The sequence below is a fragment of the Sneathiella sp. genome (assembly GCF_029233945.1).
Lineage (GTDB): Bacteria > Pseudomonadota > Alphaproteobacteria > Sneathiellales > Sneathiellaceae > Sneathiella.
On sequence record NZ_JARGOQ010000011.1, the window covers coordinates 26,982 to 41,186 of the forward strand.

At 52.9% G+C, this 14,205-nt stretch carries 12 protein-coding genes; 8 read left to right on the forward strand and 4 right to left on the reverse strand.

The genetic code is table 11. The features are described from left to right. Nucleotides 1-14 precede the first annotated feature (14 nt). Both P1U71_RS05525 and P1U71_RS05530 read right to left on the reverse strand, forming a co-directional pair. Nucleotides 15-848: an IclR family transcriptional regulator gene (locus tag P1U71_RS05525; RefSeq protein WP_301104560.1), complete on the reverse strand. Its 834-nt coding sequence runs from the start codon at nt 846-848 to the stop codon at nt 15-17. Further along, the gene (locus P1U71_RS05530) at nt 845-2,056 is read right to left on the reverse strand and encodes a CaiB/BaiF CoA-transferase family protein (RefSeq protein WP_301104561.1); all 1,212 of its coding nucleotides are present in this window, start codon (nt 2,054-2,056) and stop codon (nt 845-847) included. Before P1U71_RS05530 ends, P1U71_RS05525 begins: the two co-directional genes overlap by 4 nt. 105 nt (nt 2,057-2,161) lie before the next feature. On the opposite strand from P1U71_RS05530, the gene P1U71_RS05535 reads away from it, so the two are divergent. From P1U71_RS05535 to P1U71_RS05550, 4 genes are all read left to right on the forward strand, one after another. Further along, nucleotides 2,162-3,406: an acyl-CoA dehydrogenase family protein gene (locus P1U71_RS05535; RefSeq protein WP_301104562.1), complete on the forward strand. Its 1,245-nt coding sequence runs from the start codon at nt 2,162-2,164 to the stop codon at nt 3,404-3,406. 25 nt (nt 3,407-3,431) lie between these two features. Then, a complete protein-coding gene (locus tag P1U71_RS05540; protein WP_301104563.1) occupies nt 3,432-5,327 on the forward strand; it encodes a TRAP transporter fused permease subunit in 1,896 nt (631 codons plus the stop codon). Nucleotides 5,328-5,367: 40 nt separating this feature from the next. Then, a complete protein-coding gene (locus P1U71_RS05545) occupies nt 5,368-6,402 on the forward strand; it encodes a TAXI family TRAP transporter solute-binding subunit (protein ID WP_301104564.1) in 1,035 nt (344 codons plus the stop codon). Nucleotides 6,403-6,494: 92 nt separating this feature from the next. Further along, the gene (locus P1U71_RS05550; RefSeq protein WP_301104565.1) at nt 6,495-7,469 is read left to right on the forward strand and encodes an NADPH:quinone oxidoreductase family protein; all 975 of its coding nucleotides are present in this window, start codon (nt 6,495-6,497) and stop codon (nt 7,467-7,469) included. Nucleotides 7,470-7,481: 12 nt separating this feature from the next. On the opposite strand, the gene P1U71_RS05555 is transcribed toward P1U71_RS05550, so the two are convergent. After that, nucleotides 7,482-9,149, reverse strand: a complete 1,668-nt coding sequence (locus tag P1U71_RS05555; protein WP_301104566.1) for an NAD(P)/FAD-dependent oxidoreductase — start codon at nt 9,147-9,149, stop codon at nt 7,482-7,484. Between the two features lie 211 nt (nt 9,150-9,360). Between P1U71_RS05555 and P1U71_RS05560 the strand changes: the two genes are divergently transcribed. Both P1U71_RS05560 and P1U71_RS05565 read left to right on the forward strand, forming a co-directional pair. After that, entirely contained in the window at nt 9,361-10,068 is a 708-nt protein-coding gene (locus tag P1U71_RS05560; RefSeq protein WP_301104567.1) for a transglutaminase family protein, read from the forward strand. A gap of 311 nt (nt 10,069-10,379) precedes the next feature. After that, nucleotides 10,380-11,693 carry a TetR/AcrR family transcriptional regulator gene (locus P1U71_RS05565; protein ID WP_301104568.1) on the forward strand — a complete coding sequence of 438 codons (1,314 nt, stop codon included), beginning with the start codon at nt 10,380-10,382 and terminating at the stop codon, nt 11,691-11,693. 40 nt (nt 11,694-11,733) lie between these two features. Here P1U71_RS05565 and P1U71_RS05570 read toward each other — a convergent pair whose 3' ends face one another. Next, nucleotides 11,734-12,312 (reverse strand): methyltransferase domain-containing protein, encoded by a 579-nt coding sequence (locus P1U71_RS05570; RefSeq protein WP_301104569.1) that lies wholly within the window; start codon nt 12,310-12,312, stop codon nt 11,734-11,736. Between the two features lie 205 nt (nt 12,313-12,517). On the opposite strand from P1U71_RS05570, the gene P1U71_RS05575 reads away from it, so the two are divergent. Beyond that, the gene (locus P1U71_RS05575) at nt 12,518-13,303 is read left to right on the forward strand and encodes a short-chain dehydrogenase/reductase (protein ID WP_301104570.1); all 786 of its coding nucleotides are present in this window, start codon (nt 12,518-12,520) and stop codon (nt 13,301-13,303) included. Nucleotides 13,304-13,352: 49 nt separating this feature from the next. After that, nucleotides 13,353-14,204, forward strand: coding sequence for a TauD/TfdA family dioxygenase (locus P1U71_RS05580; protein ID WP_301104571.1), 852 nt, complete (start codon nt 13,353-13,355; stop codon nt 14,202-14,204). The last annotated feature ends 1 nt before the right edge of the window (nt 14,205 follow it).

Sequence of the window (14,205 nt, forward strand, 5' to 3'; positions counted from 1 at the left end):
TTGTATTTTTTTTATCAGGTGCCAAAAATATTGAACTGGCGCAGGTTTTCAGCAGCAACTGCGAGGCGCGGCGCCAGATCGTTTTCAATTTCCTCCCGACGTGCGCGATAGGCGGGAATGCCACAGGAAAGGGTGACCTCAAGTCCGTCCGAAGTCCGACCAACCGGCGCGGACATTGCGTAAATGGTTTCCCGCCATTCACCGTATGAGGTGCAGAAGCCATGTTTGTGACAATTTTCAATGGCGCTGTTTATTCTCTCCTCGCAGCGTTCAATGGCGCCGGGGTAGGCGCTTTCAACTTCGAGATATTTTTCGGCCCGTTCTTCGTCCGAAAGCAACGACAGCAAAGACCGGCCGGTTGCGGAATCAGCTACCGGAACGGTCATGCCCATTTCCGGGACATGAGGGAAATTAGTAATGTCGCCGATGGTTTGGATATAAACCGCATCGCCCCCGTTAAAGACGGCAAGAGACACGTTACCTTTTGAGAAGTCGGCATAATCCTGCATCAGATTGATCGCTTGTCGTCTCCATTTCATATGGGAGAGAATAGGATAGGATAGTGCGAGAAGGCCGGGGGCGAGCTTAAAGCCTCCATTGGGGTCACGCCGAAGATAATGTAATGCAATCAATGTCTTGCAAAGCCGCGATACCGTTGCCTTGTTAATACCGATCCGCGCTGCTATCTGAGCATTCGTAAGCGTTTGATCGCCACTGAGAAAGCAAGCGAGGATATCCAGCCCCCGGATCAGGGTAGTTGAAAGTGAAGTATCGCCATCGACCATTTCATCCAAGGGAATATGGCGCCTTTCGACGCGATCGATAAGATTAGTATGCTCACTGCTCATATAATACCTCGTTCACGATAGGCGTCGATTTCCACTTTGGTGAGCCCGAGAAGCCGTTCGAAAATGGCATCATTATCGGCACCAAGGTCTTTCGCTGTCCATTTGACTTTCCCCGGGTTTTGGGAAAATTTGGGAACCACATTCTGCAGCCGGACGGAGCCAAAATCTTCATCCGGAACAGAAGTGATTGCCTCGCGGGCCTGATACTGCGGATCGTTGAAGATTTGCTCGACCGAATAGATCGGCGCGATGGTACCCTTGGCCTTGGAAAAGGCACTCAGTACCTCATCAAGGGTATGGGAAGAGATAAAGCTGCCGAAGATCTTGTCAAGTTCCTCTGCATTCTCCACCCGCAGGCCATTGTTCGCAAAGCGCGGGTCATCAACAAGTTCGGGCCGTCCAACTGCCGTGGCGTTTCCTTTAAAGGTGGTATTGGTGCTCCCTGCGAGAGACACATATTTCTTGTCGCTTGTAAGGTAAACGTCGGAGGGTGCCGAGTATTGATTGCGGTTGCCACTTCGTCCGCGCACGACGCCAAGCTGATCATATTCGATGGCAAGGAAGTCAAGCAGGCGGAAAGTGGCTTCCGTGAGCGAGAGGTCAATCTCTTCGCCCATGGCTGTTTCATCGTCTCTTACCTTATGTACAGCGGCCAGAATGGACATCGCGCCGAACACGCCGCCAAAGGCATCAGAAATCGGGTAGCCTGTATGAACGGGGGGTCGATCCACATCCCCGGTGATATGGGTGAGGCCGCCCATGGCCTCAAAAATACGCGCAAATCCCGGCTGGTCGATATAGGGGCCGGTTTGGCCAAACGCAGTTGTCCGCAGAACTACAAGCTTTGGGTTCGCCTTCCAGAGTTTCTCTATATCAAGGCCCCAGCGGTCAAGAGTGCCGGGTTTGAAGTTTTCAATCAGGACATCAAATTCCGGCAGTATCTCCAGGAGCAGTTCCGCGCCTTCCTTCTTTCGAAGATCCAGGGTGCCGAATTGTTTGCCGCGGTTCGCAGCCTTCCACCAGAGCGACTTGCCATCCTTGAAGGGAGGGAAACCACGCATGCCGTCGCCGACTCCTGGCAGTTCCAACTTGACGACATCTGCGCCCATGTCCGCAAGCAAAGTGCCCGCAAAAGGCGCGGCGATAATCGTGGCAATGTCAAGAATACGCAGGCCGGTAAGAGGGCCGGTTGAGCTTTTGTCTGTCATGTTAACTTTCGAGTGTTGTTTTTATTTTTGTAGTTATTGACATCATTTGTTACTATATATAAAACACTACCGTCAAACATAAAAATAATTAAAACGACAGGGACGATGGATTTTAACTTAAGCCCGAAAGCTGATGACATCAGGCTGCGTGCAGAAGGCTTCTTTTCGCAAGAAGTTTTGCCGCGCCATCGCGAGTGGGTTCAGACAGTTTGTCATGAGCGTAAGCCTGCGCATTTTATCAAGAAAATTCAGGATAAGGCGAAAGAGCAGGGACTCTGGAACCTTGCTTTGCCACAGCTTGCGGATGACGAGCCGGGAACAAAATTGACCAATCTCGAATTTGCCCCGATTGCCGAGATTCTGGGTCGGTTGCCATGGGGATCTCAGGTCTTTAACTGTCATGCACCAGAAGTGCCCAATATGGCGATGCTGCAGGCGCTGGCGACACCGGAGCAGAAAGAGAAATGGCTGCGCCCTTTGCTCAATGGGGAGACCCGGTCTTCTTTCGCCATGACAGAGCCGGATGTGGCCTCGTCGGATGCAACGAATATCGCGACTAAAATTCACGAAGAAGGGGATGAACTGGTCCTGAACGGCCGTAAATGGTTTGCGACCGGGGGGGCACATCCAGATTGTTCCTTCCTGATCGTCATGGGAATTTCCGATCCCGATGCGGGCCGGACAGGACAGCATAGCATGGTGATCGTTCCGATTGGAACGCCCGGTCTTACCTTGGTACGCGAGTTACGCTTTATGGGCTGGGAAGACTTCGTGGCCCCCATCGGTGAGTTTGAGCTGAAAGATGTCCGTGTCCCGAAATCCAACCTGCTGGGTGAGCGGGGGCAAGGCTTCAAGGGCGCGCAGGTCAGGCTTGGCCCGGCGCGTATCCACCATTCCATGCGCTGCATTGGCATGGCCGAAATGGTTCTTGCGCAGATGGTTGCTAGGGCGCATGAGCGGAAAACTTTCGGTCGCCCGATTGTCGAGTATGATACGGTTCAGAAATGGATTGCCGAGGCCCGCATTGATATCGATCTAAACCGCCTGTTTATCCATAAAGCAGCTTGGCTGCTTGATACCAGCCCGGACAAGAATACTTGGCGGATTGTGTCTCAAGTAAAGGTGTCCGTACCGCGTATGCTACAAAAAGTGACCGATCGAGCGGTCCAGCTATTTGGCGCCATGGGGGGGACGGATGATACATTAATCCACCATGCCCATTCTTACGCCCGCTGGTTCCGTATCGGGGATGGCCCGGATGAAGTGCATCTGAGACAAATTTTCAAAACCGAGCCGGTCCCGGAATGGACCATCGCGGATTGCCCCTATATTGCACCGGGTGGATTTTAGGAAAAAGAGGAGAGTCTTTGTGAGCATGAGTTTCAAATCCCTCATTTCCTGGGGAGTCGCACTGGTGGGGGTTGTTCTCGCATTACAGGCAATTTATGTCGCCATTTCAGGCAGTTGGGACATTACATACGGTCGGTCATGGATCCTTTGTGGTGCCGTGGTCATTGCTTTGCTGGGTAATCCACTTGCAGGGCGGGTCGCGGATAGTAACGCGGTGATGGGCCGACTTCCAGTTTGGATGCTGTGGGGGATCGACTTAATCCTGGTTGCCGTTTTTGTTTACGGCACATTGAAATTCATAGACATACAAATCCTCATTGAGGAAACCATATTCGAATATGAGTCTATAGATATCTGGGCGGCTTTCGCAGCCGTTATTGTGCTGTTAGAGGCAACCCGACGCCTGTTTGGCCTGCCGATTGTCATTATCGCGTCACTCGGGATCCTTTACTGCCTTTACGGCCAATATCTGCCGGGCTTCCTTAATCATTCCGGCTTTAGTCTTAATCGGTCCATGCAGACGATCTGGTATAGCTTCCAGGGGGTCTTTGGGTTGCCGATGGGGGTTGTCCTACAGGTGGTGCTGATCTTCGTGGTCTTCGGGGTTATTCTGGAAAGCACGGGCGCGAGTGATGCCCTTATCCGTGCATCCGTTGCTCTGACTGGGAAGACGAAGGGGGGGCCTGCGCATTCCGCCGTTGTCGCCAGTGCCGTGTTCGGCAGCATGTCCGGCAGCGTGACTGCGAATGTGGTGGGCACCGGATCCTTTACCATACCAATGATCAAACGCCGCGGATTTTCCGCGCCCATGGCCGGCGGCGTCGAGGCGGCTGCGTCAACCGGTGGCCAGATTGTTCCGCCCGTTATGGGGGCGGCCGCATTCCTGATGGCGGACCTGACCGGTGAAGCCTATACGACGATCTGTATTGCGGCTCTTATTCCGGCGCTGTTCTATTATGGCTCGTTGTTTGCCTCCATCTCCATTCAGGCCGGTGCCGATGGTATTGAGCCGTTACCGGAATCCGAACGCCCCCCATTGAACAGTAAAGATCTGATCGCGTGCCTGATGTTTGTCATCCCCATCGCCATCATTGTTTTTGTACTGGTGATGGGACGCTCCCCGGCTCTTGCGGGGTTCTGGGCGATTGTAGCCGCCGTCATCATGGGTGTTTTTAACAAGAAAAACCGGGAAAACCCCTCGGTTATCTGGACGGCATTGGTGAAAGCGGGTCGATCCTGCGCCTGGATTATCGTCGCCGTCGGGTGTATCGGTGTCATAATTGGTGTTCTGAACCTGACAGGGCTGGGAATTTCTTTCGCCTCGGTGGTTGCGGAGTTTAGTGAGTTTTCATTGCTCGCGGCCTTGGTCACGACAGCGTTGGCGGCGCTTGTTCTGGGGATGGGCATGCCGACCTTGCCGGCTTATCTGATTATTATCCTGGTCCTGGGGCCGGTCATGCAAAGAATGGGTGCCGAGCTTCTGGCGACGCATATGTTCGTCTTTTATTTTGGCGTTCTGTCCGCCATCACGCCGCCGGTCGCTATCGGTGCCTTTGCCGCGGCGCCCATCGCCAACGCTCATCCGTTTACAACGGCTGTCTATGCGGTGCGGCTTGCTCTTGTTGGCTTTATCATTCCGTTTATCTTCATTTATGAGCCGTCGTTATTGCTGGTTGGCACATTCGACCTGATGAGTTTTGTGCGGGTATCTATCTGTCTGGCCTTGGCAATCTGGCTCATAAATACGGCGCTGATTGGGTATGAACGGCAAGAGTTGGGGGCACCGGAACGAATATTGCGGGGGCTTTCGGGTGCAGGATTGCTTATCCAGATACCAACCTTGCAGATTGCCTTCCTGGTAATCGGACTGTCGTTGATTACCTTCGGAACCCTCCGGTCTCGTCGTAAATTGCAGAGTTGAAAGTGTTATCGTTAATCTAAAAAAGAAAAGGGAGAGAGTAATGAAAAGAAGAAACTTGCTTAAATCAATGGGGGTGGCCACCCTCGGACTAGTGGCGACACTATCGATGTCGCAAACCGCCAGCGCAGCAGAGTCGTTTAAAATGGCATCTCTTGGCGCGGCAAACTCGACAACGACATTCTCTATTGCGGCGATTGAAATCCTGAAAAAAGCCTATGGCTATAAAATTCAGCTTCAAACCGGTGCACCGGCGACACGTCAGGCTGTTGATGCAGCCAAGAAAGATCTTGATCTGTTTGTGACTGCTGTCTCGATCAACCATTTCATGAAGAATGGCACCAGAATGTATGCCAAGATGGCGGACTCGAAAGAGCTTTTCAGCGATCTTCGTGGCATTCTGAACTACCCGATCGGGCCGTACCATGCAGTTGTCTGGGCAGATTCCGGTATTAAGTCGCTCGCAGATTTAAAGGGGAAGCGCGTCTTTACTGGCCCTCCTTCGGGCGCCGCACGGACCGTCTCTCAGCAGATCATTAAAGGTTCAACCGGATATGAGCCGAAAAAGGATTACGAGGCCATCAACCTTGATTTTAACTCTGCTTTGCAGGCGTTCCAGGATAGACAGGTTGACGCCTATTTCGTTCCAACCTCTGTCCCGAGCCCGCAGATGGCTCAACTCTCGTCCATCGGCGAAATCCGGATTTTGGGCATTCCTGATTCAGCGCTCGATTCCGAAGAGATGAAAGCGGCTTCAAGCTTGCCGGGCCGGGAATTTATTACGCTAAAGAAAGGTACATACGAAAACCTCGTCAATGAAACCGACGTGCGTATGCTGAATTCAATCGTTGGCCTTGGCACGAACAAATGGATGAGCGAAGAAGACGCTTATAACATTACCAAGGCAATTTTAACGCATAATGCAGAACTTACTCAGGCGGCCGCCTGGATGAAGATCATCACCCCTGAGAATGCCTTGAGCCAGATGAATATGCCTCTGCATATCGGTGCGTATAAATACTACAAAGAAATCGGTATTGAAGTTCCGGAAGATATCATTCCGCCGGAAGCAAAGTAAGGTTTCTCCCAAGGATTGTGCCGATTTGCATTTAAATGCGGCGGCACAATCCATGCTTTTCCTGATGCTTGAAGGCTTAAGAAAGAAAATAAATGCGAGCCCTTATCTGTTCAGAGTTTGACGGACCGTCTTCCCTTCGCGTTGCGGAAGTTGATAGGCCGGAACCAGCCGCAGGCGAGGTATTAATTCAGGCGATTGCCGCCGGGATTAGCTTCGTCGATGTGCTGATGAGCAGAAACAAGCATCAGAACAAGCATGAGCCACCCTTTTCCACCGGCATGGAAGTTGTCGGCACGATCGCGGCGCTGGGACCAGAAGTATCGGGTTTCAGTGTTGGCGATACGGTCGCGGCGCTGGTGTATGAGGGGGGACATGCAGAGTATGTCTGCGCCAAAGCATTTGAAGTGTTCGCGCTGCCCGAGGATTGCGATCCTGTGCAGACTGCGGCCGTCCTCTCGGTGGCGCTAACGTCCGAACTGGCGTTGGTCGAGAAGGGCCAGATACAGCCGGGTGAGACAGTGTTGATCTCCGGCGCGGCCGGAGGTGTGGGCCTTACCGGCGTCCAGCTTGCAAAATTTCATGGCGCTAGGGTGATCGCCGCCGTCAGTGATGCCGCGAAAGCCGAGGCTGCAAAGGCGGCGGGTGCCGATGCGGCGCTTATTTACGGGCCGGATTTGCGTGATCGCGTGAAAGAGGCCAATGAGGAACGGGATGTCGATATCGTCCTTGATCCGGTTGGCGGAGACTTCGCGGAAACCGCCGCCCATTGCCTCGACTGGGATGGCCGATACCTGATTATTGGCTTCGCAGGCGGAGGAATACCGAATTTCGCCGCCAACCGGCTTCTGGTCAAGAACCGCTCCGCTCATGGCATGGTGCTTGGCTATTACCGTTGGCACAAACCCGCGCGACTGGCCATCGCCGCAAAGGTGGTCTTTGAGGCCATTCAGAAGGGCGCTCTTAAAGTGCCGACGCAACCGCTTGAAGATCTAGCCGCCGTGCCAGACGCGCTTTCACGGATCGAAAACCGGACAATGATCGGCAAGGCGGTTGTTAAGCTGAACTAACCCCTGCTTGGCTCACACCGTCGATTGTAGTTTCTTTTCTTCGGGCTCTGCCGGTTCACCGGCAAACTCGATACCCTCATAGCCACTCTCTGCAACCGTTTTGAGGCGCGTCATATATTTAGGGGACCCGCCATTATAGACAAGATGCCGGACATGTCCGGCCTCATGCCCCTCAACATTGGAGTTGTAGCCGGTGAACCAGGATTTGGCTTTCCGCATCAGCATGATTTTATACATTGCGACGACTTCTGCCGTCCATTCCTCTTCTGCGGCCCTGGTCGCTTCTGCACGGGCGTATCCATGGTCGCGCATAAACTCCAGCAGCTCCATCAGCCAGTTGACGCCGGATTCAATGCCGCGCGGATAGTTTGTCGAGGCTGAGCCGCTTTGCGGGCCGTTTGGCATCAACAGGTTCGGGAAGCCATGTATCATCATCCCAAGAAACGTTGCAGGAGCCTCAAACCATTTGTCCTTTAGCTTGGCACCGCCAACCCCTTCGATATCGATATGGTCGAAGGCACCGGTCATTGCGTCAAATCCGGTGGAATAGATAATCACATCCAGATCATAGTCACGGGCCATTGTGCGAAGACCGGTTTCAATCACCCGTTCCAGCGGATTTTCCTGAATATTCACCAGATGGACACTGTCCTTGTTATATGCCTCAAAATAGTTGGTTTCGAGCGGGACCCGCTGAATACCGAAGCCATGATCCGTTGGTATCAACGTCTCCGCCGTCACCGGGTCTTTCACCCGCTGGCGGATGCGGTTCGCGATATAGTCGGAAAATTCCGCATTGGCTTTTTCATCCATGAAAATCTCGCGGAAATTGGAGAGCCATATCCCGAAGCCGGGCTCGTCATAAAGTTTGTCCCAGAGCGCCAGCCGTTCCTCGCGCGATACTTCATAGAAGGAGCGTGGATCGGGTCGATGCACGAAACCGCCCGGAGACTCGCTACAGGCCTTGAATATATCGTCATAGCGGGTGCGGATGTCGGCCATGTCGGCTTCGGAGAGTTCGCAGTTATTCAGCGGTGCGCTCCAGTTGGGGCGCCGCTGGAAAACATAAAGCTCGTCCGCTTGTTCCGCGATAACCGGAATGATCTGGATGGCCGTCGCACCGGTGCCGATGATGCCGACTTTCTTGCCCTTAAGGTCCATGCCCTCATGCGGCCAGTGATAGGTGTGAAAGGACGCGCCTTTGAAATCTTCCTTGCCGTCCAGCTTTGGCAATGTCGGCTGGGAAAGCAGGCCGACCGCCATAATCACAAACCGGCTGGTGAGAACACGACCGTCGCTCACCTGCAAGCGCCAGATAGAATTCTGGTCATCGAATTTCGCGGCCTCAACCTTGCAATTGAATTGCATATGGTTCCGCAGGTTGAACTTGTCCGCAACGAAATTGAGATAGCGCAGATTTTCCGGCTGGCTCGAAAACCGTTCTTTCCAATGCCATTCTTCCAGGACTTCTTTCGAGAAGGAATAGCCATAAGTATAGCTTTCTGAATCGAAGCGCGCGCCGGGATAGCGGTTGTTATACCAGGTCCCGCCGAGGTTATCGCTGCCCTCCAGCACGGTTGCGTTAATCCCAATATCAATGAGGCGCTTGATCTGATATATCCCGGCGACACCTGCGCCGATGACAATGACTTCATAATCCGTAGTGAGGCTCTGGACCATGTTTTGCTCCTGGTCTTGTTTATTATTTTCTCGCCGGATCGCAATTCAACGATAAGCAGTTCCTTATATTAAAGATCATTAGCTCTCTTGTCACAAGTAACTTTCTATGTGTTTCGCCATCCCATGGGGTTTATTGACAGTGACCAGGAGAGGCAGTACTCAGATAAGGAGGAGTTATTCCTAAGCTCCGTCGCCGAAAGAAGGACTAAAAATGAAGGCGCAAGATAATCAAGTTCCGCCAGAAGCGGAAAAATTTCTTCAATCTGCGGAGTTTGTCGACAGCAATTCGCGTGAAGTTCAGGATTTTACTGCAAGGGCGCTGGGCGGGCTGGCGGTAACAGCTTCCGACACAGAGAAAACCATTCGCCTGTTCGAGGCGGTGCGCGACGGTCTGAAATATGATCCTTACCGGGTCTCTTTGGAACCTAATGCCTACCGCGCCAGTACAATCGCAAAAGGGGCGGCGGGATACTGCGTGCCGAAGGCTATTTTGCTGACAGCCTGCTTGCGTGCCGCAGGAGTACCGGCGGCACTTGGGTTTGCGGACGTCCGCAATCATCTCAATACACCGAAGCTGACCGAGCTGATGGGGACGGATTTATTTATCTATCACGGCTATGTACAGGTCTGGCTGGAGGGGGAAAGCTATAAAATCACTCCGGCCTTCAATATGGAATTATGTGAGCGCTTCGGCGTGAAGCCGCTTGTGTTCGACGGAACCTCAGATGCGCTTTTTCATGAGTTCAATGAGCAGGACGAGCAGCATATGGAATATGTGAATGACCGGGGCTTGTTTCTGGACGTTCCTATAGACGGGTTCCTTCGCGATTTTCGCGCGGCCTATCCCAATATGGTTGCCCATATTGAAAGGGGCGAAAGTCCGAATACAAAGGATGCTTTCACCATAGAAGAACAATAATAATCCGAGGAGATATTGGGATCACCGATCGCTACGCCGCTTTTGACAAGCTGAAATTCGACTATCCCGCACCGCGCGTTCTCGGAATCACCTTCAACCGCCCGGAAACCTTCAATTCTGTCGAAGTGGAAACCCATACCCAGATGACGGATATCTGGCGGGAAGTTGATCAGCCTCGCATTGCTTTAATTCCTTATTTTCACTTAAGTTTATTGTTATTCTTCATTGCACTTGGCGTCGTGGCGACATAACGTTATTGCACTGGCTGAGGGACTGTCCAGTGATCTCACATATTGAGGAACATTCAATCCATGAACCTAAAGTGGGACAGCGGAAACGGGGGCAAACGCGGTAGCCGGAAATCAAAGGGCACGCGCGATACCATTCTTGCGGTTGCGGCACGGCAGTTTTGTGAAAAAGGATATGCCCGTACCACGCTCAAGGAGATTGCCGCCAGCGCAGGAATGGAAGCCGGTAGCCTCTATTATCATTTTGCCTCGAAGGAAGATCTGCTCGATGATGTCTTTGATCTCGGCTGTCGGCAAGTCATTGATGTTGTCTCCTCGGCATATAATGAGCAAGAAGCGCAGGGCTCGGATTTCCGGGGAATATTTGCTGCGATGGTCTATGCTCATCTGCACCAGATTCTGGGTGGCAGTGAATTTACAGCAGCCATCATGCGGAATTTCTCCATGCTATCGCCGGAAGCGCAGGTGCGACATCGGCGGGTTTTCGAGACTTATGAAAATCTATGGACAACGGCGTTTATCAACGCTCAGAAAAAGCATGAAATCAGATCGGATATAAGCGTGCTGACCCTTCAGCAGCTGATTATCGGGGCCCTTAACTGGACGACCGAATGGTTTGATCGGGATCGGTTTTCGGTTCGTGAATTTTCTGAAACAACCGTCAATCTTCTCCTCGATGGTATCCTTGGCCCTTCTTTTAAATGGAACGGGCGCGAGCCGGACGGCATGATGATTGAGCCGATGTCTCTAAACGTGGCTGGACGCTCCAAGGCGGCGCAGACCCGGCTGCATATTCTTCTGTCCGCCACGCGGGCGCTAAGAAAGAAGGGCTATGATGGTATTACGCTGCGGCATATTGCCGAAGCGGCAGGGATTGAGGCGGGCAGTATCTACTACCATTTTGCCTCGAAAGAGGAGATTATCGATGATGTGCTGTCACGGGGATTGAATGAAATCGTCGAGGGGGTTATCTATATTCTTGAGAATGAATCCGCGTTTTCCGATTATGCCAGCCGTCTCGCGTCCGCCATTCGCGCGCATATGCATTATTTATTCGTTCGCAATGATTTCGTCGCGATGAATATACGTATCTATGGCCAGCTGCCCGAGGACATGCGGGAAAAGCATCGGCCGATAAGGCAACAGTACTCCAACAGCTGGAGCCGAACATTGGTGCGGGCGCAGGAAAGCGGAGAGGTTCGGAGCGATCTAGATGTCCTTCAGATGCGGCAGCTAATGTTAGGCGCGCTTAACTGGAGTGCCAACTGGTTTCATCCGAATTGGGATGGAGAGGAGGCGTCGAAATCACTGGATGATCTGATCGGGAAGGTTCTGACGGTTTTCCTCGATGGGATTGCCTTGGATAAGCAGAATTAAAGTCACCCATAACATAAGATATATTCATAAAGTATTTGAATTAATTATGAAAATTATAGTTACTGGGATAGCTGTATTTCCAAACGCTCGCGGGGGGCAGGTTCCGGAAAACCATAGCGGTCCGCTCACCTTTGACACCAAATCTGTTCGCCAGAGAAGATGATATAGGTGCCTTGGCCGAATAAGTGTATTGGACCAGAACACCTTGCTGATTGAGCAGCGAGAAAATTTGCTCCAGAATTATAATTTTGTCCGCCTCCTTCACATTAAGCAGTGGCAGGCTGGAAATAACGACATCGAAATAAGAGCCAGATTCCGGTTGGATCAGGTCGGCAGTTGAGCGGGCATCCCCATTGATCACACGGATGCCAGGGAATTTTCCGGTAAGATAGGCCGCCAGTCGGTCATCACGCTCCAGCAGGCATAGCTTTTCACGTGAAGCACCTTCGGCCAGCAGAGCTTTGGTGATGGCCCCGGTTCCGGGACCGATCTCCAGAATTCTTTTGCCGGAAGGCTTCGCGGCCAAAGCCATCGCCCGGGCCAATGATTGACCACTCGGTACGACGGCGCCTATTTGCCGGGGATTGCGCAACAGGGCCAGGACAAAGGGTTGGTTCACTTAGCCGGGCCCTCCATATGACCGGATTGTGATCAGAAACTACACGCCGGTAGATGGCGAGCATGAGAATTAAATCATAAACTGCGATTTGTTGAAAGACCTTGATGCCGCGACCGGGTTTTGCGACATCAGAAAAGTCATAAAACAGGGATCCAGATACTGCTGAAACATGTCATAGTAACGGCAAAAGAAAAGGAGAGAAAAAATGGATTTGGGCCTTGAAGGGAAAAGCGCCATTGTCACCGGTGGATCAAAAGGAATCGGCGCAGCGGTCGCCCGGGCGCTGGCGGCAGAGGGCTGCGCGGTGCATCTGGTGGCGCGGACTGAGGAACAGCTGGTTAAAACCGTGGCGGACATTGCGAAGGAGACTGACGTTTCTGTAACTTACTCCGCTCTTGATCTGAGTGATAGCCGCAGTATCAGTACGCTGATAGAAGCAACGCCGCTTCCCGATATCCTGATCAATAACGCGGGCGCCATCCCGGCGGGCGATCTGTTGACTATTGATGAGGCCCGCTGGCGGGAGGCATGGGACCTCAAAGTGTTCGGTTATATCAATCTGTGTCGAGCCTATTATGCGCTAATGAAGGAACGTGGACATGGCGTAATCATCAATGTCACCGGTCTCGCGGGGGACCGCTTCGATGCGGGCTATGTTGCGGGCACAACCGGCAATGCCGGCCTTAATGCCTTCAGCAAGGCTGTTGGTGGCCGCAGCCTTAACGATGGCCTCCGGGTTCTGGCTGTCAGCCCCGGTGCCGTCGCAACGGACCGGATTGAGACCCTCATGCGGACCCGTGCGGAGAAGGAATTTGGCGACCCCGATCGCTGGCAGAGCTATCTGGGTAACCTGCCGGGTGGACGCGCGGCGACGGCGGAGGAAGTGGCCAATGTGGTGACCTTCATGGCCTCCGACCGGGCCAGTTTCATGAGCGGTTCTGTTGTGAATGTCGATGGCGGTCATGGCGGCAATATGGGTAGTTTCTCCTGATAAAAGTGCCGCCCAAAATTTAAAATTATTAAACTAGCATGATGGAAAAATGGTTCAGATAGAAAAACTGACGGGATTGATGGGCGCCGAAATTACGGGATTCGATATCACCGGGGGCATCACGGCGGACATGGCGAATTTCCTGCGCCATGCGCTGGCGGATCATCAGATGATCGCCCTTCGCGGCCTGCACCCGACGATCAAACAGCAGAAAGAGCTCACCGAAGTTTTCGGGCCTGTCATGAAGCTGCCCTATGTTGAGCCGATGCCGGAGGATGATGAGGTTATCGCGGTACTGAAAGAGGCGGATGAATGCAATAAGGGTGTTTTTGGCGGCGACTGGCATTCTGATTTCAGTTTTCTTGAAAATCCGCCTGCCGGGTCAATCCTGTCCGCGATCGAGGTTCCGAAAGTAGGCGGGGACACGGTCTGGGCGAGTCAGGTGTCCGCCTATGCCTCCTTGCCGGACAAGCTGAAAAAGATCGTTGACGGGCGCAAGGCGGTTCATATTGGCGCGCCCTATGGCGTGACGCATCAACCACCCGAAGAGGAGCGGGCGGGGGCCTCCATTCGTATGTCCCGGGGGGATCCAAAGGCTGACCGGGAAATATTACATCCGGCTGTGATAACCGAGCCGTTAAGCGGTCGCCGGTCGCTTTTTCTGAACCCCATCTATACAACCCGCTTTGAAGATATGAGCGAAGAAGAGAGCGCGCCGATCCTTGCCGACATATATAAGCACTGCACCCGCCCGGACTTTTCCTGCCGGTTTCGCTGGCGGGCCGGGGATGTGGCGATCTGGGACAATCGCACCTGTCTTCATTACGCCACCAATGATTATGATGGCGCTCGCAGGTTACTGTATCGCACGACGTTCAGCGCCGATCCGCCTGCCGCCTGAC